The 22,572-nt window shown below is 68.2% G+C and carries 23 protein-coding genes; all 23 read right to left on the bottom strand.

The annotated features are described in order from the left end of the window. Position 1: 1 nt before the first annotated feature. The 23 genes from rplE to rplA all read right to left on the bottom strand — a co-directional run bounded on the left by rplE (position 2) and on the right by rplA (position 22,515). Entirely contained in the window at positions 2 to 577 is a 576-nt protein-coding gene (gene rplE, locus DNL40_RS00230) for a 50S ribosomal protein L5 (protein ID WP_111249242.1), read from the bottom strand. Continuing rightward, positions 577 to 918: a 50S ribosomal protein L24 gene (gene rplX / locus DNL40_RS00225; RefSeq protein WP_111249241.1), complete on the bottom strand. Its 342-nt coding sequence runs from the start codon at positions 916 to 918 to the stop codon at positions 577 to 579. The genes rplE and rplX overlap by 1 nt, the downstream gene beginning before the upstream one ends. 2 nt (positions 919 to 920) lie before the next feature. Beyond that, positions 921 to 1,289: a 50S ribosomal protein L14 gene (rplN, locus tag DNL40_RS00220; RefSeq protein WP_021480431.1), complete on the bottom strand. Its 369-nt coding sequence runs from the start codon at positions 1,287 to 1,289 to the stop codon at positions 921 to 923. 188 nt (positions 1,290 to 1,477) lie between these two features. Then, positions 1,478 to 1,762 (bottom strand): 30S ribosomal protein S17, encoded by a 285-nt coding sequence (gene rpsQ, locus DNL40_RS00215; protein WP_111249240.1) that lies wholly within the window; start codon positions 1,760 to 1,762, stop codon positions 1,478 to 1,480. A 7-nt stretch (positions 1,763 to 1,769) separates the two neighbouring features. Further along, a complete protein-coding gene (gene rpmC / locus DNL40_RS00210; protein ID WP_111249239.1) occupies positions 1,770 to 2,009 on the bottom strand; it encodes a 50S ribosomal protein L29 in 240 nt (79 codons plus the stop codon). Further along, a complete protein-coding gene (rplP, locus tag DNL40_RS00205; protein ID WP_111249238.1) occupies positions 2,009 to 2,428 on the bottom strand; it encodes a 50S ribosomal protein L16 in 420 nt (139 codons plus the stop codon). The genes rpmC and rplP overlap by 1 nt, the downstream gene beginning before the upstream one ends. Positions 2,429 to 2,430: 2 nt before the next feature. Then, positions 2,431 to 3,276 carry a 30S ribosomal protein S3 gene (rpsC, locus tag DNL40_RS00200; protein WP_111249237.1) on the bottom strand — a complete coding sequence of 282 codons (846 nt, stop codon included), beginning with the start codon at positions 3,274 to 3,276 and terminating at the stop codon, positions 2,431 to 2,433. Further along, on the bottom strand, positions 3,276 to 3,644 hold the full coding sequence (rplV, locus tag DNL40_RS00195; RefSeq protein ID WP_111249236.1) for a 50S ribosomal protein L22: 369 nt from the start codon (positions 3,642 to 3,644) through the stop codon (positions 3,276 to 3,278). Before rplV ends, rpsC begins: the two co-directional genes overlap by 1 nt. A gap of 68 nt (positions 3,645 to 3,712) precedes the next feature. Next, positions 3,713 to 3,994, bottom strand: coding sequence for a 30S ribosomal protein S19 (gene rpsS, locus DNL40_RS00190; protein WP_021479878.1), 282 nt, complete (start codon positions 3,992 to 3,994; stop codon positions 3,713 to 3,715). A 14-nt stretch (positions 3,995 to 4,008) separates the two neighbouring features. Continuing rightward, entirely contained in the window at positions 4,009 to 4,845 is an 837-nt protein-coding gene (gene rplB / locus DNL40_RS00185) for a 50S ribosomal protein L2 (RefSeq protein WP_111249235.1), read from the bottom strand. A gap of 31 nt (positions 4,846 to 4,876) precedes the next feature. Continuing rightward, positions 4,877 to 5,179 (bottom strand): 50S ribosomal protein L23, encoded by a 303-nt coding sequence (gene rplW / locus DNL40_RS00180; RefSeq protein ID WP_111249234.1) that lies wholly within the window; start codon positions 5,177 to 5,179, stop codon positions 4,877 to 4,879. After that, positions 5,176 to 5,871 (bottom strand): 50S ribosomal protein L4, encoded by a 696-nt coding sequence (rplD, locus tag DNL40_RS00175; RefSeq protein ID WP_111249849.1) that lies wholly within the window; start codon positions 5,869 to 5,871, stop codon positions 5,176 to 5,178. The genes rplW and rplD overlap by 4 nt, the downstream gene beginning before the upstream one ends. A gap of 5 nt (positions 5,872 to 5,876) precedes the next feature. Continuing rightward, positions 5,877 to 6,530: a 50S ribosomal protein L3 gene (gene rplC, locus DNL40_RS00170; RefSeq protein ID WP_111249233.1), complete on the bottom strand. Its 654-nt coding sequence runs from the start codon at positions 6,528 to 6,530 to the stop codon at positions 5,877 to 5,879. A 16-nt stretch (positions 6,531 to 6,546) separates the two neighbouring features. Continuing rightward, the gene (gene rpsJ / locus DNL40_RS00165) at positions 6,547 to 6,855 is read right to left on the bottom strand and encodes a 30S ribosomal protein S10 (RefSeq protein WP_012877409.1); all 309 of its coding nucleotides are present in this window, start codon (positions 6,853 to 6,855) and stop codon (positions 6,547 to 6,549) included. A gap of 514 nt (positions 6,856 to 7,369) precedes the next feature. Beyond that, positions 7,370 to 8,566, bottom strand: a complete 1,197-nt coding sequence (gene tuf / locus DNL40_RS00155) for an elongation factor Tu (protein ID WP_111249231.1) — start codon at positions 8,564 to 8,566, stop codon at positions 7,370 to 7,372. A 125-nt stretch (positions 8,567 to 8,691) separates the two neighbouring features. After that, positions 8,692 to 10,806 carry an elongation factor G gene (fusA, locus tag DNL40_RS00150; RefSeq protein WP_111249230.1) on the bottom strand — a complete coding sequence of 705 codons (2,115 nt, stop codon included), beginning with the start codon at positions 10,804 to 10,806 and terminating at the stop codon, positions 8,692 to 8,694. 128 nt (positions 10,807 to 10,934) lie between these two features. Then, entirely contained in the window at positions 10,935 to 11,405 is a 471-nt protein-coding gene (gene rpsG, locus DNL40_RS00145) for a 30S ribosomal protein S7 (RefSeq protein WP_111249229.1), read from the bottom strand. Continuing rightward, a complete protein-coding gene (gene rpsL / locus DNL40_RS00140; protein ID WP_111249228.1) occupies positions 11,405 to 11,779 on the bottom strand; it encodes a 30S ribosomal protein S12 in 375 nt (124 codons plus the stop codon). Before rpsL ends, rpsG begins: the two co-directional genes overlap by 1 nt. Before the next feature lie 699 nt (positions 11,780 to 12,478). Then, on the bottom strand, positions 12,479 to 16,354 hold the full coding sequence (locus DNL40_RS00135; RefSeq protein WP_111249227.1) for a DNA-directed RNA polymerase subunit beta': 3,876 nt from the start codon (positions 16,352 to 16,354) through the stop codon (positions 12,479 to 12,481). Positions 16,355 to 16,409: 55 nt separating this feature from the next. Then, complete coding sequence (rpoB, locus tag DNL40_RS00130; protein ID WP_111249226.1) at positions 16,410 to 19,910, bottom strand: DNA-directed RNA polymerase subunit beta; 3,501 nt, start codon at positions 19,908 to 19,910, stop codon at positions 16,410 to 16,412. A gap of 476 nt (positions 19,911 to 20,386) precedes the next feature. Beyond that, complete coding sequence (gene rplL / locus DNL40_RS00125; protein WP_111249225.1) at positions 20,387 to 20,782, bottom strand: 50S ribosomal protein L7/L12; 396 nt, start codon at positions 20,780 to 20,782, stop codon at positions 20,387 to 20,389. A gap of 95 nt (positions 20,783 to 20,877) precedes the next feature. After that, a complete protein-coding gene (gene rplJ / locus DNL40_RS00120) occupies positions 20,878 to 21,408 on the bottom strand; it encodes a 50S ribosomal protein L10 (protein WP_111249224.1) in 531 nt (176 codons plus the stop codon). 390 nt (positions 21,409 to 21,798) lie between these two features. Continuing rightward, entirely contained in the window at positions 21,799 to 22,515 is a 717-nt protein-coding gene (gene rplA / locus DNL40_RS00115) for a 50S ribosomal protein L1 (RefSeq protein ID WP_111249223.1), read from the bottom strand. Positions 22,516 to 22,572 lie beyond the last annotated feature (57 nt).

Here is a 22,572-nt window from a genome sequence, read left to right as displayed (position 1 = left end):
GTCAGTTCTCCTCCTTGAAGGGGAAGCCGAGACGGCGGAGCAGCGAACGGCCCTCGTCGTCCGTGTTCGCCGTGGTCACGACCGTGATGTCCATACCGCGGACACGGTCGATCTTGTCCTGGTCGATCTCGTGGAACATCGACTGCTCCGTGAGGCCGAACGTGTAGTTGCCGTGGCCGTCGAACTGCTTCGCCGACAGACCGCGGAAGTCGCGGATACGGGGCAGCGCGACCGACAGCAGACGGTCGAGGAACTCCCACATCCGGTCGCCGCGGAGCGTCACGTGCGCGCCGATCGGCATGCCCTCGCGCAGCTTGAACTGGGCGATCGACTTGCGGGCCCGAGTCACCTGCGGCTTCTGGCCGGTGATGGCCGTCAGGTCGCGGATGGCGCCCTCGATCAGCTTCGAGTCCTTGGCCGCGTCACCGACACCCATGTTCACGACGATCTTGGTCAGACCGGGAACCAGGGTGACGTTCGGGTAGCCGAACTCCTCGCGGAGGCCGGGCAGGATCTCCTCGCGGTACTTCTGCTTGAGGCGCGGCAGAGCCGGGGCCTCGAGAGTCGTCTCGGTCATCAGATGTCCTTCCCGGAGCGCTTCGCCACGCGGATGCGAACGGTCTTCGTGCGGCCGTCGCGCTCGACCTGCTCGGTGCGGAAGCCGACGCGGGTGCCCTTCTTGGTCTCCGGGTCGACGAGCATGACGTTGGAGACGTGGATCGGGGCCTCGACGGTCTCGATGCCACCGGTGCGGGTGCCGCGCGCGGTCTGGCCGGCCTTGACGTGCTTGGTCACACGCTGGACGCCCTCGACGACGACGCGGTCGCTGTCCTTGAGCACCTCGAGCACGCGGCCCGTCTTGCCCTTGTCACGACCGGCGATGACGATCACCTGGTCGCCCTTCTTGATCTTCGCCATGGTCAGAGCACCTCCGGCGCGAGCGAGATGATCTTCATGAACCGCTTGTCGCGCAGCTCGCGACCGACCGGGCCGAAGATTCGGGTACCACGAGGCTCGCCGTCGTTCTTGAGGATGACGGCGGCGTTCTCGTCGAACTTGATGTAGGAACCGTCAGGACGACGGCGCTCCTTGGCGGTCCGGACGACGACAGCCTTGACGACGTCGCCCTTCTTCACGTTGCCGCCCGGGATCGCATCCTTGACGGTGGCGACGATGACGTCACCGATACCGGCGTAGCGACGCCCGGAACCACCGAGAACGCGGATGCAGAGAATCTCCTTGGCACCCGTGTTGTCGGCGACCCGAAGTCGCGACTCCTGCTGGATCATTGATTGATCTCCTGTCGTCGAGCTGGTTCTCCCACGGGCACGCCGAAGAAGCCTTGCCGAACGGATAGTTGCGATGTGGCCCTGGCCGGACGCATACGTGTGTCACGCCGCCAGGGCCGAAGAACGAGTCTACGCCGCCCGGGCCCCGTCACGGGACCCGGGCGACGAAGATCACTCTCCTGCGAAGGTCACTTGGCCTTCTCGAGGATCTCCACCAGGCGCCACCGCTTGGTCGCGGACAGCGGGCGGGTCTCCATGATCGTGACGAGGTCGCCGATGCCGGCGGTGTTCTGCTCGTCGTGCGCCTTGACCTTGTTGGTGCGACGCATGACCTTGCCGTAGAGCGGGTGCTTCACCCGGTCCTCGACCTCGACCACGATGGTCTTGTCCATCTTGTCGCTCACCACGTAGCCGCGGCGGACCTTGCGGATGCCCCGCTCGGGGGCGGCCTTCTCGGTCGTCTCGTTGCTCATCGGTGCCTCACTCACTCGCGCTCGGGGCCGTACGGATACCGAGCTCGCGCTCGCGCAGGATCGTGTAGATCCGCGCGATGTCGCGCTTGACGGCCTTGATCCGACCGTGGGACTCCAGCTGGCCGGTGGCCGACTGGAAGCGGAGGTTGAAGAGCTCCTCCTTGGCCTTCTTCAGCTCCGCGACGAGCTTCTCGTCGTCGAAGCCGTCCAGGTCGGCCGGGGCCAGACCCTTGGTTCCGATAGCCATCAGTTCGCACCACCCTCGCGCACCACGAAACGGCACTTCATCGGGAGCTTGTGGATCGCGCGGCGCATGGCCTCACGAGCCAGCGGCTCCGGGACGCCGGCCAGCTCGAAGACGATCCGGCCCGGCTTGACGTTGGCGACCCACCACTCGGGCGAGCCCTTACCGGAACCCATGCGGGTCTCGGCGGGCTTCTTGGTCAGAGGACGGTCCGGGTAGATGTTGATCCAGACCTTGCCGCCACGCTTGATGTGGCGGGTCATCGCGATACGCGCAGCCTCGATCTGACGGTTCGTGACGTAGGCGGGCTCGAGAGCCTGGATGCCGTACTCGCCGAACGCGATCGTGTTGCCACCCTTCGAGGCGCCGGAGCGCGACGGGTGGTGCTGCTTGCGGTGCTTGAGCCTGCGGGGGATCAGCATGCTCAGGCCTCCGTTCCGGTCTCGGTGGCCGTCGCCCCGTCCGCCGAGGCAGGAGCCGGAGCAGCAGCGTCCGGCGTCTCGGCGGCAGGCTGGGCCTGACGCTCGTTGCGGCGACCACCACGACGCTCGCCACGCTCGCCGCGCTCGCCACGCGGGCCACCACGGCCCTGACGCGGAGCGGCCGCGGCCTGCTGAGCAGCGAACTCCTTCTCGGTGATGTCGCCCTTGTAGATCCAGACCTTCACGCCGATACGGCCGAAGGTGGTGCGCGCCTCGAAGAAGCCGAAGTCGATGTTCGCGCGGAGCGTGTGCAGCGGCACACGACCCTCGCGGTAGAACTCCGACCGGCTCATCTCGGCGCCGCCCAGACGACCCGAGACCTGGACGCGGATGCCCTTCGCGCCGGCGCGCTGCGCGGACTGGATGCCCTTGCGCATGGCGCGACGGAAGGAGACACGGCTCGCGAGCTGCTCGGCGATGCCCTGAGCGACGAGCTGCGCGTCGATCTCCGCGTTCTTGACCTCGAGGATGTTGAGCTGGACCTGCTTGCCCGTGAGCTTCTCGAGCTCGCCGCGGATGCGGTCGGCCTCGGCACCACGGCGGCCGATCACGATGCCCGGACGCGCCGTGTGGATGTCCACGCGGACGCGGTCGCGGGTGCGCTCGATCTCGACCTTGGCGATGCCGGCACGCTCGAGACCCGTGCCCATGAGCTTGCGGATCTGGACGTCCTCACGGACGTAGTCGCGGTACCGCTGACCAGGCTTCGTGCTGTCGGCGAACCAGCGCGACCGGTGGTCGGTGGTGATGCCGAGGCGGTACCCGTGCGGGTGAACCTTCTGCCCCACTATCGGGCCCCTTCCTTCTCAGCTCGCGGAGCGACCACCACGGTGATGTGGCTGGTGCGCTTGAGGACCCGGGCCGCGCGGCCCTGGGCGCGCGGGCGGAACCGCTTGAGGGTCGGGCCCTCGTCCACGAACGCCACGGACACGACGAGCTCCTGCTCGTCGAACCGCTCGCTCGCGCGGTCGGCCTTCACCCGGGCGTTGGCGATCGCGCTCTCCACGACCTTGCGCACCGGCTCGGCGGCGGCCTGCGGCGCGAACTTCAGCACCGCGACGGCCTCGTCGGCCTGCTTGCCACGGATGAGGTCCACGACGCGCCGGGCCTTCATGGGCGTGACACGGACGAACCGCGCCTGCGCCTTGGCTTCCATTGCTGTCCTGCTTCCTTTTCTCAGACAGTCCAGGTCGTCACTGCTGTTCTACGGGCGAACCCGCAGCGTCAGCGGCGACGGCCCTTCTTGTCGTCCTTCACGTGGCCGCGGAAGGTCCGCGTGGGAGCGAACTCGCCGAGCTTGTGGCCGACCATCGACTCGGTGACGAACACCGGCGTGTGCTTGCGACCGTCGTGCACGGCGAACGTGTGACCGAGGAAGTCGGGCGTGATGACCGACCGACGGGACCAGGTCTTGATGACGTTCTTGGTCCCCTTCTCGTTCTGAGCGTCCACCTTCTTCTGCAGGTGGTCGTCGACGAAGGGGCCCTTCTTCAGGCTACGAGGCATGTTCCAGGCTCCTATCAGCGCTTCTTGCCGGTGCGGCGACGGCGGACGATCAGCTTGTCGCTCGGCTTGTTCGGACGGCGGGTGCGGCCCTCCGGCTGGCCCCAGGGGCTCACCGGGTGACGACCACCGGACGTCTTGCCCTCACCACCACCGTGCGGGTGGTCGATCGGGTTCATGGCGACACCACGCACGGTCGGGCGGACGCCCTTCCAGCGCATGCGGCCGGCCTTGCCCCAGTTGATGTTCGACTGCTCGGCGTTGCCGACCTCGCCGACCGTCGCGCGGCAGCGCAGGTCGACGTTGCGGATCTCGCCCGACGGCATGCGCAGCTGGGCGTAGGGGCCGTCCTTGGCGACGAGCTGCACCGACGCACCGGCCGAGCGGGCGATCTTCGCGCCGCCACCGGGACGCAGCTCGATGGCGTGGATGACCGTACCGGTCGGGATGTTGCGCAGCGGCAGGTTGTTGCCGGGCTTGATGTCGGCACCGGCACCGGCCTCGACCACGTCACCCTGCGACAGCTTGTTCGGCGCGATGATGTAGCGCTTCTCGCCGTCCGCGTAGTGCAGGAGCGCGATGCGCGCCGTGCGGTTGGGGTCGTACTCGATGTGCGCGACCTTCGCCGGCACGCCGTCCTTGTCGTGACGACGGAAGTCGATCACGCGGTAGGCGCGCTTGTGGCCACCGCCCTTGTGGCGGGTGGTGACGCGACCGGAGTTGTTGCGGCCACCCGTCTTGGACAGCGGGCGGACCAGCGACTTCTCCGGCTCCGAGCGCGTGATCTCGACGAAGTCGGCGACGCTCGAGCCGCGGCGGCCGGGCGTCGTCGGCTTGTACTTACGGATTCCCATGGGATTCAGTCCTCGATCTGCTCTGTCCGGCTCAGCCGACCGGACCGCCGAAGATGTCGATCGTGCCCTCACGGAGGGTGACGATCGCGCGCTTCGTGTCCTTGCGCTTGCCCAGGCCGACACGCGTACGGCGCGTCTTGCCCTTGCGGTTGATCGTGTTCACCGAGTCGACCTTGACACCGAAGACCTGCTCGACCGCGATCTTGATCTCGGTCTTGTTGGCCCGCGGGTCCACGACGAAGGTGTACTTGCCCTCGTCGAGGAGGTTGTAGGACTTCTCGGAGACGACCGGCGCGAGCAGGATGTCGCGCGGGTCCTTGTGCACGGTGGTCACTTGGTGGCCTCCTCAGCGGTCTCGGCGGCCTCCGACTCGGTGGCGGTCGCCTTCGCGCCCTTGGCAGGACCCTCGAGGAACGCGGCGAGCGCGCCCTGCGTGAAGACGACGTCGTCCGAGACGAGCACGTCGTAGGTGTTCAGCTGGTCGGCAGCGAGCAGGTGCACGGTCGGCACGTTGCGCAGCGACAGGATCGTCGCCTCGTCCGAACGCTCGGTCACCACGAGGACGTGGCGACGCTCGGTCAGGGCCGACAGGGTCTTCAGCGCGGTCTTGGTCGACGGCGTGCCGTCGATACCGAAGCCGGCCACGACGTGCACGCGGCCAGCGCGAGCACGGTCGGACAGGGCACCGCGCAGCGCGGCGGCCTTCATCTTCTTCGGGGTCCGCTGGTCGTACGAGCGCGGCTGCGGGCCGTGGACGGTGCCACCGCCGGCGAACTGCGGAGCGCGGATCGAGCCCTGACGAGCCCGGCCGGTGCCCTTCTGCTTGTACGGCTTGCGGCCACCGCCCGAGACCTCACCGCGCGTCTTCGTGGCGTGCGTGCCCTGGCGGGCAGCGGCGCGCTGCGCGACGACGACCTGGTGGATCAGCGGGACGTTGGTGACGACGTCGAACACCTCGGCGGGGAGCTCGGCGGTGCCGGCCTTCTTGCCCGTGGCGTCGACGACGTCGACGGTCAGAGCTGCCATGGTGGTCACGCTCCCTTCGCGGCGGTCTTCACGACGACGACGCCGCCCTTGGGGCCGGGAACTGCGCCCTTGACGAGCAGCAGACCCTTCTCGGCGTCGACCGCGTGGACGGTCAGGTTCTGGGTGGTCTGACGGGCGGCGCCCATCCGACCGGCCATGCGCAGGCCCTTGAACACGCGCGACGGCGTCGAAGCGCCACCGATCGAGCCAGGCTTGCGGTGGTTGCGGTGCGCACCGTGCGAGGCACCCACGCCGGCGAAGCCGTGACGCTTCATGACACCGGCGGTGCCCTTGCCCTTGGTGGTGCCCACGACGTCGACCTTGGCGCCGGCCTCGAAGGCGGCCGCCGTGATCTCCTGGCCGAGCGTGTACTCGCCAGCGTTCGCGGTGCGGATCTCGGCCACGTGACGGCGCGGCGTGACGCCGGCCTTCTCGAAGTGGCCCTTGAGCGGCTTGGTGACCTTGCGCGGGTCGATCTGGCCGGCGGCCAGCTGGACGGCGGCGTAGCCGTCGGCCTCGGCCGTGCGCACCTGGGTCACCACGTTGGTGTCCACGGCGACGACCGTGACGGGCACGAGGCGACCGGCCTCGTCCCACAGCTGCGTCATACCCAGCTTCGTGCCCAGCACCGCGGTCACGTTCTTCTGCAGGTTGCTCATCTCGATGTCACCCGCCTCAGAGCTTGATCTCGATGTTCACGTCCGCGGGCAGGTCGATACGCATGAGCGAGTCGACAGCCTTGGGCGTGGGGTCGATGATGTCGATGAGCCGCTTGTGCGTGCGCATCTCGAAGTGCTCGCGGCTGTCCTTGTACTTGTGAGGCGACCGGATCACGACGAAGACGTTCTTCTCCGTCGGGAGCGGCACCGGGCCCACAACAGTCGCACCAGCGCGCGTCACCGTGTCGACGATCTTGCGCGCCGAGCTGTCGATGACCTCGTGGTCATAGGACTTGAGCCGGATGCGGATCTTCTGTCCCGCCATGGCGTCGTCTGACTCTCTCTCTCGAACCGCTACTGTCCGACCCCCGCGCTCGGGCGTGTCGCATATCCGACGCGCACCGGGCCACGAAGGCCGTTTGGTGAGTGATCCACCGCGAGGTGGACCACGACGTGTGTCGAGCCTGTCGAACCCTTTCCCACAAGGACGTGTGTCCCACCGGGAGCTGGGGTCGTGCGGGGCGCTCAACGTACGAACAGACGGCAACCCACGAACCCCTGCTCACTGCAGGGGGACCCGCTCCAGCCGGCTGACCGGGCCCTCGAAGGGCTCCGCGCGGCTGCGGTGCAACACACTGTTCGACACGAGAAAGAACGCGCCCGTGACAGGCAACCCGACAAGTCTGCCACACGCGTTGGCGAACTCCAACCCGAGGGCGTTGTGACGCTGCACCCAGTCCCTCACGCACCGAGGCCCGGACCCCCTCGCGGGGACCCGGGCCTCGGTCGGCCGATCAGGATCGGCGGGCGCTCAGCGCACCAGATCGATCAAGCGACGATCACTTGATGATCTTGGTGACACGGCCGGAACCGACCGTGCGGCCACCCTCACGGATGGCGAAGCCGAGGCCCTCCTCCATGGCGATCGGCTGGATCAGCGCGACCGTCATCTCGGTGTTGTCGCCGGGCATGACCATCTCGGTGCCCTCGGGCAGCGTGATGACGCCGGTGACGTCCGTGGTACGGAAGTAGAACTGCGGACGGTAGTTCGAGTAGAACGGGTTGTGACGGCCGCCCTCGTCCTTGCCCAGGATGTAGACCTGAGCCTCGAAGTCCGTGTGCGGGGTGATCGAACCCGGCTTCACGACGACCTGGCCACGCTCGACGTCCTCGCGCTTGATGCCGCGCAGGAGCAGACCGGTGTTGTCACCAGCCTGAGCCTGGTCCATCTGCTTGTGGAACGTCTCGATGCCCGTGACGGTCGTCTTCTGCGGGGAGCGGATGCCGACGATCTCGACCTCGGAGTTGAGGTCCAGGGTGCCGCGCTCCACCTTGCCGGTGACGACGGTGCCACGACCGGTGATCGTGAAGACGTCCTCGATCGGCATGAGGAACGGCTTGTCGAGGTCACGCTGCGGCTCGGGGACGTTGGCGTCCACGGCCTCCATGAGCTCCAGGACCTTGGCGGTCCACTCGGCGTCGCCCTCGAGCGCCTTGAGGCCCGAGACGCGCACGACCGGAGCGTCGTCGCCGTCGAAGCCCTGCGACGACAGCAGCTCGCGGACCTCCATCTCGACGAGCTCGAGGATCTCCTCGTCGTCGACCATGTCGGACTTGTTGAGCGCGACGAGCAGGTAGGGCACGCCGACCTGGCGGGCGAGCAGGACGTGCTCGCGCGTCTGGGCCATCGGGCCGTCGGTGGCCGCGACCACGAGGATGGCGCCGTCCATCTGCGCCGCACCCGTGATCATGTTCTTGATGTAGTCGGCGTGACCCGGAGCGTCGACGTGCGCGTAGTGGCGCGCGGGCGTCTCGTACTCGATGTGCGCGATGTTGATCGTGATACCGCGCTGCTTCTCCTCCGGCGCGGCGTCGATCTCGTCGAAGTTGCGCTGGACGTTCGCCGGCAGGTCGGGGTACGTGTCCGCGAGCACCTTGGAGATCGCGGCGGTCAGCGTCGTCTTGCCGTGGTCGACGTGACCGATCGTACCGATGTTGACGTGCGGCTTGGTCCGCTCGAACTTGGCCTTAGCCACTGGGGTCCTCCTGGGACTTGGGTAGATGTTCCCGAACGTTGCGAGACTCGGCCAAGAAGCCTACATCCCGCGGGGCGTTGCGGTTTCCTACAGGTTGATGGTCGTGCTGGTCGACCTGTGGGGACTCACTCGCCCCGGGTCTTCTTGATGATCTCCTCGGCAACGTTCCGAGGAACCTCGGCGTAGCTGTCGAACTGCATCGAGTACACCGCGCGGCCCTGGGTCTTGGACCGGAGGTCACCGATGTAGCCGAACATCTCGCTCAGCGGCACCTGGGCGCGAACGACCTTGACGCCGGTCGCGTCCTCCATCGACTGGATCATGCCACGACGCGAGTTGAGGTCGCCGATCACGTCGCCCATGTACTCCTCGGGCGTACGGACCTCGACCGCCATGACCGGCTCCAGAAGAACCGGGTCAGCCCGCTTGATGCCCTCCTTGAAGACCATCGAGCCGGCGATCTTGAACGCCATCTCCGACGAGTCGACGTCGTGGTACGCACCGTCGAGGAGCGTGGCCTTGACGCCCACCATCGGGAAGCCGGCGAGCACACCCTGCTGCATGGCGGCCTGGATACCGGCGTCGACGGACGGGATGTACTCGCGCGGGATGCGCCCACCCGTCACGGCGTTCTCGAACTCGTAGAGCTCACCCTCGGTGGTGTCCAGCGGCTCGAAGGTCACCTGGACCTTCGCGAACTGGCCCGAGCCACCGGTCTGCTTCTTGTGGGTGTAGTCGACCTTCTCCGCGGTGCGGCGGATCGTCTCGCGGTAGGCCACCTGCGGCTTGCCGACGTTCGCCTCGACCTTGAACTCGCGACGCATGCGGTCCACGAGGATGTCGAGGTGGAGCTCGCCCATGCCGCCGATGACGGTCTGGCCGGTCTCCTCGTCCAGCTTGACGCGGAAGGTCGGGTCCTCCTCGGCGAGCTTCTGGATCGCCGTCGAGAGCTTCTCCTGGTCGGCCTTCGTCTTGGGCTCGATGGCCACGTCGATGACCGGCTCGGGGAAGGTCATCGACTCGAGGATGACCGGGTTCGCCTGGTCGCACAGGGTGTCACCGGTGGTGACGTCCTTGAGACCGATGAAGGCGTAGATGTGGCCGGCCTGCGCCTCGTCGACCGGGTTCTCCTTGTTGGAGTGCATCTGGAAGAGCTTCCCGATGCGCTCCTTCTTGCCCTTGGTCGAGTTGAGCACCTGGGCGCCCTGCTCCACCTTGCCCGAGTAGACGCGGACGTAGGTGAGCTTGCCGAAGAACGGGTGCGTCGCGACCTTGAAGGCCAGCGCCGAGAACGGCTCCGACGCGTCGGCGTGGCGCTCGACGACGACCTCGGCGTCCTTGACGTCGTGGCCCTCGACCGAGGGGACGTCCAGCGGCGACGGCAGGTAGTCGATGACCGCGTCGAGCATCGGCTGCACGCCACGGTTCTTGAACGCCGAGCCGCACAGGACCGGGAACGCCTCGGAGGTGATCGTCAGCTTGCGGATGCCGGCCTTGATCTCCGCCTCGGTCAGCTCCTCGCCGCCCAGGTACTTCTCGAGCAGCTCCTCGTCCGCCTCGGCGACGGCCTCGATGAGCTCGGCACGGTACTGCTCGGCCTTCTCGACGAGATCCGCGGGGATGTCCTGCGTCTCGTACTTGGCGCCCATGCTGACGTCGCCCTTGGCGTCGCCAGGCCAGACCAGAGCCTTCATGGTGACCAGGTCGACGACGCCGACGAAGTCGTTCTCGGCACCGATCGGCAACTGGATGACCAGCGGCTTGGCCTTGAGGCGGTTCACGATGGTGTCGACGGTGAAGTAGAAGTCCGCACCGAGCTTGTCCATCTTGTTGACGAAGCAGATGCGCGGGACGTCGTACTTGTCCGCCTGGCGCCACACCGTCTCGGACTGGGGCTCGACGCCCTCCTTGCCGTCGAACACGGCGACGGCACCGTCGAGGACGCGCAGCGAGCGCTCCACCTCGACCGTGAAGTCCACGTGCCCGGGGGTGTCGATGATGTTGATCTGGTTCTTGTTCCAGAAGCAGGTCGTCGCGGCGGACGTGATGGTGATGCCGCGCTCCTGCTCCTGCTCCATCCAGTCCATCGTCGACGCACCGTCGTGCGTCTCACCGATCTTGTAGTTGACGCCCGTGTAGAACAGGATCCGCTCGGTCGTCGTCGTCTTGCCGGCATCGATGTGCGCCATGATGCCGATGTTCCGGACCTTGTTCAGGTCGGTCAGCACGTCAAGTGCCACGGTTGGTTACCCCTTGGTCGTGGTGGTGGTCGGAGGGCCGGAGAGGTCCGTCAGCGCCGGGCTGGCGCTCGGCCGGCCGGCTCCGGATCCGCCGACGGCCCCGGGGGTCACCCGGGGCCGACGATCGGTTACCAGCGGTAGTGAGCGAACGCGCGGTTCGACTCGGCCATCTTGTGCATGTCCTCGCGACGCTTGACCGCGGCACCGAGGCCGTTCGAGGCGTCCAGGATCTCGTTCATCAGGCGCTCGGTCATCGTCTTCTCGCGGCGGGCGCGCGAGAAGTCGGTGAGCCAGCGCAGCGCGAGCGTCGTCGAGCGCGCCGGGCGCACCTCGACCGGGACCTGGTAGGTGGCACCACCGACACGGCGGGAGCGGACCTCGAGGGCCGGGCGGACGTTCTCGAGCGCGCGCTTGAGGACGACGACCGGGTCCTGGTCCGTCTTCGCACGGACGCCCTCGAGGGCGCCGTAGACGATGGCCTCGGCGGTGGACTTCTTGCCGTCGAGCAGGACCTTGTTGATCAGCTGCGTGACGACGGGGGACCCGTAGACCGGGTCGGCGATGAGCGGCCGCTTGGGGGCCGGACCCTTACGAGGCATCAGGCCTTCTCCTTCTTCGCGCCGTAGCGGCTGCGCGCCTGCTTGCGGTTCTTCACGCCCTGCGTGTCGAGCGCGCCGCGCACGATCTTGTAGCGGACACCGGGGAGGTCCTTCACACGGCCGCCGCGGACGAGCACGATGGAGTGCTCCTGCAGGTTGTGGCCGACGCCGGGGATGTAGGCGGTGACCTCGATGCCGGAGGACAGCTTCACACGCGCGACCTTGCGGAGGGCGGAGTTCGGCTTCTTGGGGGTGGTGGTGTACACACGGGTGCACACGCCGCGCCGCTGGGGGGAGCCCTTGAGGGCGGGAGTCTTGGACTTCCCGACCTTCGAGGTCCGGCCCTTGCGGACGAGCTGCTGGATCGTAGGCACTACGTCTCCGTCGTCTTCTCGAGCTCACGGAGGCCGGCCGGCCTCCGTCGGTGGTATCAGGCTGTGCGTGCCGACAGCAGGCGACACGCAGTCCACGCGGAGGGACCGCTGCGCCACTTACCACCGGCTCGATGGCCCGGATCCGTGAACGCGGCGGTGACGCCTGCGGCGGGATCGCGGGATGCCCGGGCACTCACATCGCTCGCACCCCGGTTACGGGCGCGCACGACGGCACGGGCACGGTCTCCAAGACTACCCGGCAGACAGAGGCGGGTCAAAGGTGCACCCTGTGACGTGCGCAGCCCTCCGCCAGGGGTGCGCCGCGGTGCGAGCTCCGGGTCGCGACCCCGCGCCCCCCTGCGGGACGCCGGCGCACCGGCGCCGAGGAGCGGCGCCGCACCCCTCCCCCGCTGCCGTGCCGGCTCGGCGCCGGAGCGCCGGCGAGCCGCCACGAGCCGGCACCGGGGACCAGCCGGGCACCAGCACCGAGAGCCAGCACCGCGAGCCAGCACCGCGAGACGCACGGCACGCTTCGTTGGGCCACACCAACATCGCAGGTCAGGGAGGCTGTCGACGCCGCCAGGCGAGTGCCATCCCTTCCGGGGGCGCCGAGTCGCGCCGTCATGGACCAGACGCGCCGAGGCGCCCCCCGTCGTCGACGGGAGGCGCCTCGGTGTGCAGCAGGCCGGAGCCCGGAGATCAGCGGAAGTCGCCGAAGTCCAGGTCCTCCAGCGGGATCGCCTCGCCCGAGCCCATACCGAGCGTCGGGAAGTCGATCTCGTCGTAGCCGAAGCTCGGGTAGAGCTCGGCCTTGGCCTGCTCGGTGGGCTCGACCTCGATGTTCCGGTAGCGGGACAGGCCCGTGCCGGCGGGGATGAGCTTACCGATGATGACGTTCTCCTTGAGGCCCAGCAGCGGGTCCCGGCGACCGCTCATGGCCGCCTCGGTCAGCACGCGGGTCGTCTCCTGGAAGGAGGCGGCCGAGAGCCACGAGTCGGTCGCGAGCGACGCCTTGGTGATACCCATCAGCTCCGGACGACCGGAGGCCGGCTGGCCACCCTCCGCCACGGCGCCACGGTTCGCGTCCTCGAAGCGCGTACGCTCCGCGAGCTCACCGGGCAGCAGGTTCGTGTCACCCGAGTCGAGCACGGTCACGCGACGCAGCATCTGCCGCACGATGACCTCGATGTGCTTGTCGTGGATGTCCACGCCCTGGCTGCGGTAGGTCTCCTGGACCTCGTCCACCAGGTGCTTCTGCGCGGCACGCGGGCCGAGGATGCGCAGCACCTTCTTCGGGTCGACCGCACCCTGGACCAGCTGCGTGCCGACCTGGACGTGCTGGCCGTCCTCGATCAGCAGGCGCGCACGCTTGGTCACCTGGTAGCGGATCTCCTCCGAGCCGTCGTCCGGCGTGAGGACCAGGTGGCGCGAGCGCTCCGAGTCCTCGATCGCCACACGGCCGGTGAACTCCGCGATCGGCGCCTCACCCTTGGGGGTGCGGGCTTCGAAGAGCTCGGTCACACGGGGCAGACCCTGCGTGATGTCGTCGGCCGAGGCCACACCACCGGTGTGGAAGGTACGCATCGTCAGCTGCGTGCCCGGCTCACCGATCGACTGGGCCGCGATGATGCCGACCGCCTCGCCGATGTCCACGAGCTTGCCCGTGGCCAGAGAGCGGCCGTAGCACTTGGCGCAGGTGCCGACGCGCGACTCGCAGGTCAGCACCGAGCGCACCTTGACGTTCTCCACGCCCGCGGCGAGCAGCGCCTCGATGGTCGCGTCACCCGCGTCGTCGCCCGCGTGGGCCACGACGTTGCCGTCCGCGTCCGCCACGTCCGTGGCGAGGGTACGGGCGTAGATGCTCGTCTCCACGCGCGGGTGCGGCACCAGCACGTCGTTGATCCGCTCCGCCACCGGCAGCGTGAGGCCACGCTCGGTGCCGCAGTCCTCCTCGCGGATGATGACGTCCTGCGAGACGTCCACGAGACGACGCGTCAGGTAGCCGGAGTCCGCGGTACGCAGCGCCGTGTCGGCAAGACCCTTGCGGGCACCGTGCGAGGCGATGAAGTACTCGAGGACGGACAGGCCCTCGCGGTAGTTGGACTTGATCGGGCGAGGGATGATCTCACCCTTCGGGTTCGCCACGAGGCCGCGCATACCGGCGATCTGGCGGACCTGCATCCAGTTACCACGGGCACCCGAGGACACCATGCGGTACAGGGTGTTGCGCGAGTTGTTCTCGAGGTTCTCCCGCATGACCTTGGCGACCTCGTCGGTGGCCTGGGTCCAGATCTCGATGAGCTCCTGACGGCGCTCGTCGTCGGTGATCAGACCGCGGTCGAACTGCTGCTGGACCTTGAGAGCACGCTCCTCGTTGCGGTCGAGGATCTCGTTCTTGACCTCCGGCATGGCGACGTCGGAGATCGCGATCGTGACGCCCGAGCGGGTCGCCCACCGGTAGCCGGCGTCCTTGAGCGCGTCGAGCGCCGCGGCCACCTCCACCTTCGGGTACGACTCGGCGAGGTCGTTGACGATCGTCGAGAGCTCCTTCTTGCCCACCACCCGGTTCTGGAACGGGTAGTCGACCGGGAGGGCCTCGTTGAAGATCGTGCGGCCCAGCGTCGTCTCGAAGAGCAGCACCTGGCCGGGCTCCCAGCCCTCGGGCTCCTCACCGGGCTCGAACACGACGTCGTCCATGCGGACCTTGATCGTCGCGTTCAGGTCGAGCTCGCCACGGTCGAACGCCATGATCGCCTCGGCCTGCGACGAGAACACACGGCCCTCGCCCTTGCCGCCCGGGCGCTCCGACGTCAGGTGGTGCAGACCGATGATCATGTCCTGCGAGGGCATGGTCACCGGACGACCGTCCGACGGCTTGAGGATGTTGTTGCTCGACAGCATCAGGATGCGCGCCTCGGCCTGGGCCTCGGCCGACAGCGGCAGGTGCACGGCCATCTGGTCACCGTCGAAGTCCGCGTTGAACGCGGCGCACACGAGCGGGTGCAGGTGGATGGCCTTGCCCTCGACCAGCTGCGGCTCGAAGGCCTGGATGCCCAGGCGGTGCAGCGTGGGTGCACGGTTCAGCAGCACCGGGTGCTCGGTGATGACCTCCTCGAGCACGTCCCACACGACCGAGCGCGTGCGCTCGACCATGCGCTTGGCCGACTTGATGTTCTGCGCGTGGTTCAGCTCGACCAGGCGCTTCATCACGAACGGCTTGAACAGCTCGAGCGCCATCTGCTTGGGCAGACCGCACTGGTGCAGCTTCAGGGTCGGGCCGACCACGATGACCGAACGGCCCGAGTAGTCGACACGCTTGCCGAGCAGGTTCTGGCGGAACCGGCCCTGCTTGCCCTTGAGCATGTCCGAGATCGACTTGAGCGGGCGGTTGCCCGGACCCGTGACCGGACGACCACGGCGGCCGTTGTCGAACAGCGAGTCCACGGCCTCCTGGAGCATCCGCTTCTCGTTGTTGACGATGATCTCGGGCGCGCCCAGGTCGAGCAGGCGCTTGAGACGGTTGTTGCGGTTGATCACGCGGCGGTACAGGTCGTTCAGGTCCGACGTCGCGAAGCGGCCACCGTCGAGCTGCACCATCGGGCGCAGGTCCGGCGGGATGACCGGGACGGCGTCGAGCACCATCGCCGTGGGCGAGTTGCTCGTCGTCAGGAACGCGTTGACGACCTTGAGGCGCTTGAGCGCACGCGTCTTGCGCTGCCCCTTGCCCGTGCGGATGATCTCGCGCAGCGACTCGGCCTCGGCCTCCAGGTCGAAGCTCTCGAGACGCTTCTGGATCGCCGCGGCGCCCATCGAGCCCTCGAAGTAGGTGCCGTAGCGGTCCTGGAGCGAGCGGTACAGCATCTCGTCACCCTCGAGGTCGGCGACCTTGAGGTTCTTGAAGCGGTCCCACACGTTCTCGAGGCGCTCGATCTCGGCGTCCGCACGCTTGCGGATGTTCGCCATCTCGCGCTCCGCGGCGTCGCGCACCTTGCGGCGAGCGTCCGCCTTGGCACCCTCGGCCTCGAGCTCGGCGATGTCCTGCTCGAGCTTGGTGGCGCGGGCGTTGATGTCGTTGTCGCGGCGGTCCGCGATCTCCTTCTTCTCCAGGTCGATCTCGTTCTGGAGACGCGGCAGGTCCTCGTGCCGGCCCTCCTCGTCGACCCACGTGATCATGTAGGCCGCGAAGTAGATGACCTTCTCCAGGTCCTTGGGCGCGAGGTCGAGCAGGTAGCCCAGGCGGGACGGCACACCCTTGAAGAACCAGATGTGCGTGACCGGGGCGGCCAGCTCGATGTGGCCCATGCGCTCACGGCGCACCTTGGACCGCGTGACCTCGACACCGCAGCGCTCGCAGACGATGCCCTTGAAGCGCACCCGCTTGTACTTGCCGCAGTAGCACTCCCAGTCCCGGGTGGGGCCGAAGATCTTCTCGCAGAAGAGCCCGTCCTTCTCCGGCTTCAGGGTGCGGTAGTTGATGGTCTCGGGCTTCTTGACCTCGCCGTGCGACCAGGCACGGATGTCGTCGGCCGTGGCCAGGCCGATGCGCAGCTCGTCGAAGACGTTGACGTCGAGCAAGATGTCCTACTTCCTCAAAGCTCTTTGATGAATGTCTTGTGCAGCTCGCGCTGGGTCAGATCTCGTCGATGCTGGACGCGGCGTTGGGCCGGCGGGAGAGGTCGATGCCGAGCTCCTCCGCGGCGCGGTACACCTCGTCGTCGGACTCCTTCATCTCGATGGAGACGCCGTCGGACGACAGCACCTCCACGTTCAGGCAGAGCGACTGCATCTCCTTGAGGAGCACCTTGAAGGACTCCGGGATGCCCGAGTCGGGGATGTTCTCGCCCTTGACGATGGCCTCGTACACCTTCACGCGGCCCGGGACGTCGTCGGACTTGATGGTCAGGAGCTCCTGCAGCGTGTAGGCGGCGCCGTACGCCTCCAGGGCCCAGACCTCCATCTCGCCGAAGCGCTGTCCGCCGAACTGCGCCTTACCACCCAGCGGCTGCTGCGTGATCATCGAGTACGGGCCGGTCGAACGGGCGTGGATCTTGTCGTCGACCAGGTGGTGGAGCTTGAGGATGTACATGTAGCCCACCGACACCGGGTCGGGGAACGGCTCGCCGGAGCGGCCGTCGAACAGGCGCGCCTTGCCGTCCTCGGCGACCATGCGGTCACCGTCACGGTTCGGGAGCGTCGTCGACAGCAGGCCGCGCAGGGCGACCTCCTCCAGGCCGTCGAACACCGGCGTCGCCACCGGGGTGCCCGGCTCGGAGCGATGCGCGACCTCGGGCAGGTGCGACTTCCACTCCGCGTTCGCGTCCTCGGCCAGCTCGACGTCCCAGCCACGGCTGGCGACCCAGCCCAGGTGCGTCTCGAGCACCTGGCCGACGTTCATGCGGCCGGGCACGCCCAGCGGGTTGAGCACGACGTCGACAGGGGTGCCGTCGGGCAGGAACGGCATGTCCTCCTGCGGCAGGATCTTCGAGATGACGCCCTTGTTGCCGTGACGGCCGGCGAGCTTGTCACCCACGGTGATCTTGCGGCGCTGGGCGATGTACACGCGCACCAGCTGGTTCACGCCGGCGGGCAGCTCGTCGCCGTCCTCGCGGTTGAACTCGCGGACCCCGATGACGGTGCCGGACTCGCCGTGAGGCACCTTGAGGGACGTGTCACGCACCTCGCGGGCCTTCTCGCCGAAGATCGCGCGCAGCAGGCGCTCCTCCGGGGTCAGCTCGGTCTCGCCCTTCGGGGTGACCTTGCCGACCAGCACGTCGCCGGCGCCGACCTCGGCACCGATGCGGATGATGCCGCGCTCGTCGAGGTCCGCCAGGACCTCCTCGGAGACGTTCGGGATGTCCCGCGTGATCTCCTCCGGGCCGAGCTTCGTGTCGCGGGCGTCGACCTCGTGCTCCTCGATGTGGATCGAGGACAGGACGTCGTCCTCCACGAGGCGCTGCGACAGGATGATCGCGTCCTCGTAGTTGTGGCCCTCCCACGACATGAACGCCACGAGCAGGTTGCGGCCGAGCGCGAGCTCGCCCTCGTCCGTGGCCGGGCCGTCGGCGAGCACCGAGCCCACCTCGACGCGCTGGCCCTCGTCCACGAGCACGCGCTGGTTGTAGCTGGTGCCCTGGTTGGAGCGGACGAACTTCTGCACGCGGTAGCTCGACGTGGTGGCGTCGTCGTTGGCGACGAGCACCATGTCGGCCGAGACCTCGGTCACGACACCCGGCTTGGTGGCCACGATGACGTCGCCCGCGTCGACGGCCGCGCGGCGCTCCATGCCGGTGCCGACCAGCGGCATCTCCGAGCGCACCAGCGGCACGGCCTGGCGCTGCATGTTCGCGCCCATGAGCGCGCGGTTCGCGTCGTCGTGCTCGAGGAACGGGATGAGCGCGGTCGCGACCGACACCATCTGGCGCGGGGAGACGTCGATGTAGTCGACGTCGCTGACCGGGACGTCGGACGTCTCGCCGCCCTTGACGCGCACCAGGACGCGCGGCTCGGCGAAGCGGCCGTCCGCGGTCAGCGGCGTGTTGGCCTGCGCGATGACGTAACGGTCCTCGTCGTCGGCCGTGAGGTACTCGACCTCGTCGGTGACGCGGCCGTCGACGACCTTGCGGTACGGCGTCTCGATGAAGCCGAACGGGTTGATGCGGCCGAACGAGGCGAGCGAGCCGATCAGACCGATGTTCGGACCCTCAGGGGTCTCGATCGGGCACATGCGGCCGTAGTGCGACGGGTGGACGTCACGGACCTCCATGCCGGCGCGGTCGCGCGACAGACCGCCGGGACCCAGCGCCGACAGGCGGCGCTTGTGGGTCAGACCCGCGAGCGGGTTGTTCTGGTCCATGAACTGCGAGAGCTGCGAGGTGCCGAAGAACTCGCGGATCGACGCCACGACGGGGCGGATGTTGATCAGCGTCTGCGGCGTGATCGCCTCGACGTCCTGCGTCGTCATGCGCTCACGGACCACGCGCTCCATGCGGGACAGGCCCGTGCGCACCTGGTTCTGGATGAGCTCGCCGACGGCGCGGATGCGGCGGTTGCCGAAGTGGTCGATGTCGTCGGTCTCGACCCGCACCTCGACCGGCTCGCCGTTGCGGCTGCCCGAGAGGGTGGTGACGTCGGCGTGCAGCGCGGCCAGGTACTTGATGGTGGCCACGATGTCGGTGCGCGACAGCGTCGAGTCCGTCAGCGGGGCGTCCACGCCGAGCTTCTTGCTCAGCTTGTAGCGGCCGACCTTCGCCAGGTCGTAGCGCTTGGGGTTGAAGTAGAAGTTCTCCAGCAGCGCGCGGCCGGCCTCGACCGTCGGCGGCTCACCCGGGCGGATCTTGCGGTACAGGTCGACCAGGGCCTCGTCCTCCGTGTGGACGTGGTCCTTCTCCAGCGTGTCGAGCACGGCCGGGAACTGGGCGAACTCCTCGCGGATCTCCGACTCGGTCATGCCGAGCGCCTTGAGCAGCACGGTGACCGACTGCTTGCGCTTGCGGTCGACGCGCACGCCGACGGCGTCGCGCTTGTCGATCTCGAACTCCAGCCAGGCGCCGCGCGACGGGATGATCTTCGCCGAGAAGACGTCCTTGTCCGACGTCTTGTCGGGCGTGCGCTCGAAGTACACGCCGGGCGAGCGGACGAGCTGGGAGACCACGACACGCTCGGTGCCGTTGATGATGAACGTGCCGCGCGGGGTCATGAGCGGGAAGTCGCCCATGAAGACCGTCTGCGACTTGATCTCACCGGTCGTGTAGTTGACGAACTCGGCGGTCACGAACAGCGGGGCCGCGTAGGTGAAGTCCTTCTCCTTGCACTCCTCCGCCGTGTACTTCGGCGGCTCGAAGCGGTGGTTGGAGAAGGAGAGGGACATCGACTGGCCGAAGTCCTCGATCGGGGAGATCTCCTCGAAGATCTCCTCCAGGCCCGACGTGGAGGGGACGGCGCCGGCGGCGGCCGCGACGCGGGCCTGCCAGGCCTCGTTCCCCAGGAGCCAGTCGAAGCTCTCGGTCTGCAGGCCGAGGAGGTCGGGGACCTCGAGCGGCTCGTAGATCTTGGCGAAGGAGACGCGGCGGGAGGCGGTGCGGTTCGCGATAGCGTCGGCGGACGGAGCAGAAGGGGTGCGCGAGGCAGCCAAGAGGGGTCCTTCCCTGCAGTTCGATGGCACGCTGTACGCTTCGTGTGCCTGTGCAGGTCGCCGTCCGAGCGCCTGGCCGTCGTCCGGGTCTCCGAAGAGACGGGGCCGCTGCCGGCGGGGTTCGATGAGGGCGTCGTGGGCACACGCGAGCGCAAAGCGCTAGCATACCCGGCCCGAACAAGGTTGTCCACTGCGCGAGGGCGCGCCGAAGGACGCCAAGCCAGGCCGGTCTTGTCGGCACGAGGGTGAACTCGTAGACCGGGTGGTGCGAGGCGTTGTCTCGGTGGCCGCCATATGCCGCCCAAGAACAGCGGTGCCGAAGATCCTACGCCTTCGGCGGGCATGACGTCGAACCACGACGTCACGGGCCCGTGGCCGGCGTCGCAGGCACCAGCCACGGGACGAGACGACGAGGCCCGTACCCACGCGGTGGGTACGGGCCTCGTCAGTGAGGATCGCGGCTCAGGCCGCGGACGTCACTTGAGCTCGACGGTGGCGCCGGCGCCCTCGAGGGCAGCCTTGGCCTTCTCCGCGGTCTCCTTGTTGACGTTCTCCAGGACCGGCTTCGGGGCGCCGTCCACGAGGTCCTTGGCCTCCTTCAGGCCGAGGGACGTGAGGGCGCGCACCTCCTTGATGACCTGGATCTTCTTGTCACCGGCGGCGGCGAGGATGACGTCGAACTCGTCCTTCTCCTCCTCCGCAGCGGCGCCGTCACCGGCACCACCGGCGGCGGGGGCAGCGGCCACGGCGGCGACCGGGGCAGCGGCGGTGACCTCGAAGGTCTCCTCGAAGGCCTTGACGAACTCCGACAGCTCGATGAGGGTCAGACCCTTGAACTGCTCGATGAGCTCCTCGGTGCTGAGCTTCGCCATGATGGCGTTCCTTTCAGATCAAGCTTCTGGGCGTTGACTGATGCCCGTCAGAAGCGATGGGGGTGTTGTGCTTGCGCCGCGCCTGGCCCGAGGGCTCAGGCGGCAGCGCCCTCCGACTCCTGCTTCTGACGCAGGGCATCGATGACGCGAGCAGCCTGGGCGGTGTTCGCGGTGAAGACGTAGGCAGCCTGGAAGAGCTTGGCCTTCATCGCGCCGGCCGCCTTGGCCAGCAGGACCTCGCGGGACTCGAGGTCCGCGAGCTTGGTGACCTCTGCAGCGGTCAGGGCGCGCCCGTCGAGGACACCGCCCTTGATGACCAGAGCAGGGTTCGCCTTGGCGAAGTCACGCAGGCCCTTCGCGGCCTCGACCGGGTCGCCGGTCACGAAGGCGATCGCAGACGGGCCCTTCAGGTCGGCGTCGAGACCCTCGACACCGGCCTCCTTGGCCGCGATCTGCGTCAGCGTGTTCTTCACCACGGCGTAGGTTGCGTTGCCGCCGAGCGACCGACGCAGCTCCTTGAGCTGCTTGACGGTGAGCCCGCGGTACTCGGTCAGCACGGCCGCGTTCGACTCACGGAACTTGTCCGCGACCTCCGCGACGGCGGCTGCCTTGTCCGGCCTCGCCATGGCAATCCTTCCGGTGGTGGTACCACCGGCTCCCTGATGGCGAAGCCCCGGAACGAGAAGAGCCCCGGCGCAGGCGCACGGGGCTCGGTTCACGCAGCCAGGCTGCGGGACGTCGTCGTGATCACCTGCGCAGGCCTCCGCACGTGGGCGGGACTTCGGTCTTCGGCCGCCCTCAGGAGGGCAGCGTCCGACGACCGGCGGTCTTGGGTTACCTGAGAAGACTACACGACCCGTACCCGTGCCTGGTACCCAGGCCGAGGGGACGCGCGTCACACCGCCGGCCGGGAGAGAACCCGCTCCCCCGCCGGCGGGCGGACGACGAAGGACCCGGCGCCCGCGCCGCGTCGCGGCAGCGAGGCACCGGGCCCTCCGGCTCGGTGGAGCGTGGCCTCAGGCCGCGCTCTCCTCGAGGAGCTTGCTGACCTTCGACGGGTCGACCGGGACACCCGGGCCCATCGTGGTCGAGATCGTCGCCTTGATCAGGTAGCGACCCTTCGACGACGACGGCTTCAGACGGAGGATCTCCTCCAGCGCCGCGGCGTAGTTCTCCACCAGCTGCTTCTCGTCGAACGAGACCTTGCCGATGATGAAGTGCAGGTTCGCGTGCTTGTCGACACGGAACTCGATCTTGCCGCCCTTGATGTCGGACACAGCCTTGGCCACGTCCATGGTGACCGTGCCGGTCTTCGGGTTCGGCATGAGGCCGCGGGGGCCGAGCACCTTGCCCAGGCGGCCGACCTTGCCCATCAGGTCCGGCGTCGCGACGGCGGCGTCGAAGTCCGTGAAGCCACCGGCGACCTGCTCGATGAGCTCGTCGCCACCGACGATGTCGGCACCGGCCGCACGGGCCTCCTCGGCCTTCGCCGCGTTGGCGAACACCAGGACCTTGGCGGTCTTGCCGGTGCCGTGCGGCAGGTTGACGGTGCCGCGGACCATCTGGTCCGCCTTGCGCGGGTCCACACCGAGGCGGAACGCGACCTCGACGGTCGAGTCGTACTTGGTGGTGGACGTCTCCTTGGCCAGGCGCACCGCGTCGAGCGGGGCGTAGAGGGCGTCGCGGTCGATCTTCTCGGCCGCGGCGCGGTAGGCCTTGCTGTGCTTCGCCATGACGGCTTCTCCTTCGTGGTCGTAGCGGGCCGTGCGGCCCTGCCACTGTCTTGTGCT

It is taken from the genome of Xylanimonas oleitrophica (genome assembly GCF_003244315.1).
GTDB classification, from domain to species: domain Bacteria; phylum Actinomycetota; class Actinomycetes; order Actinomycetales; family Cellulomonadaceae; genus Xylanimonas_A; species Xylanimonas_A oleitrophica.
This window is presented reverse-complemented; position numbering and strand designations above follow the sequence as displayed.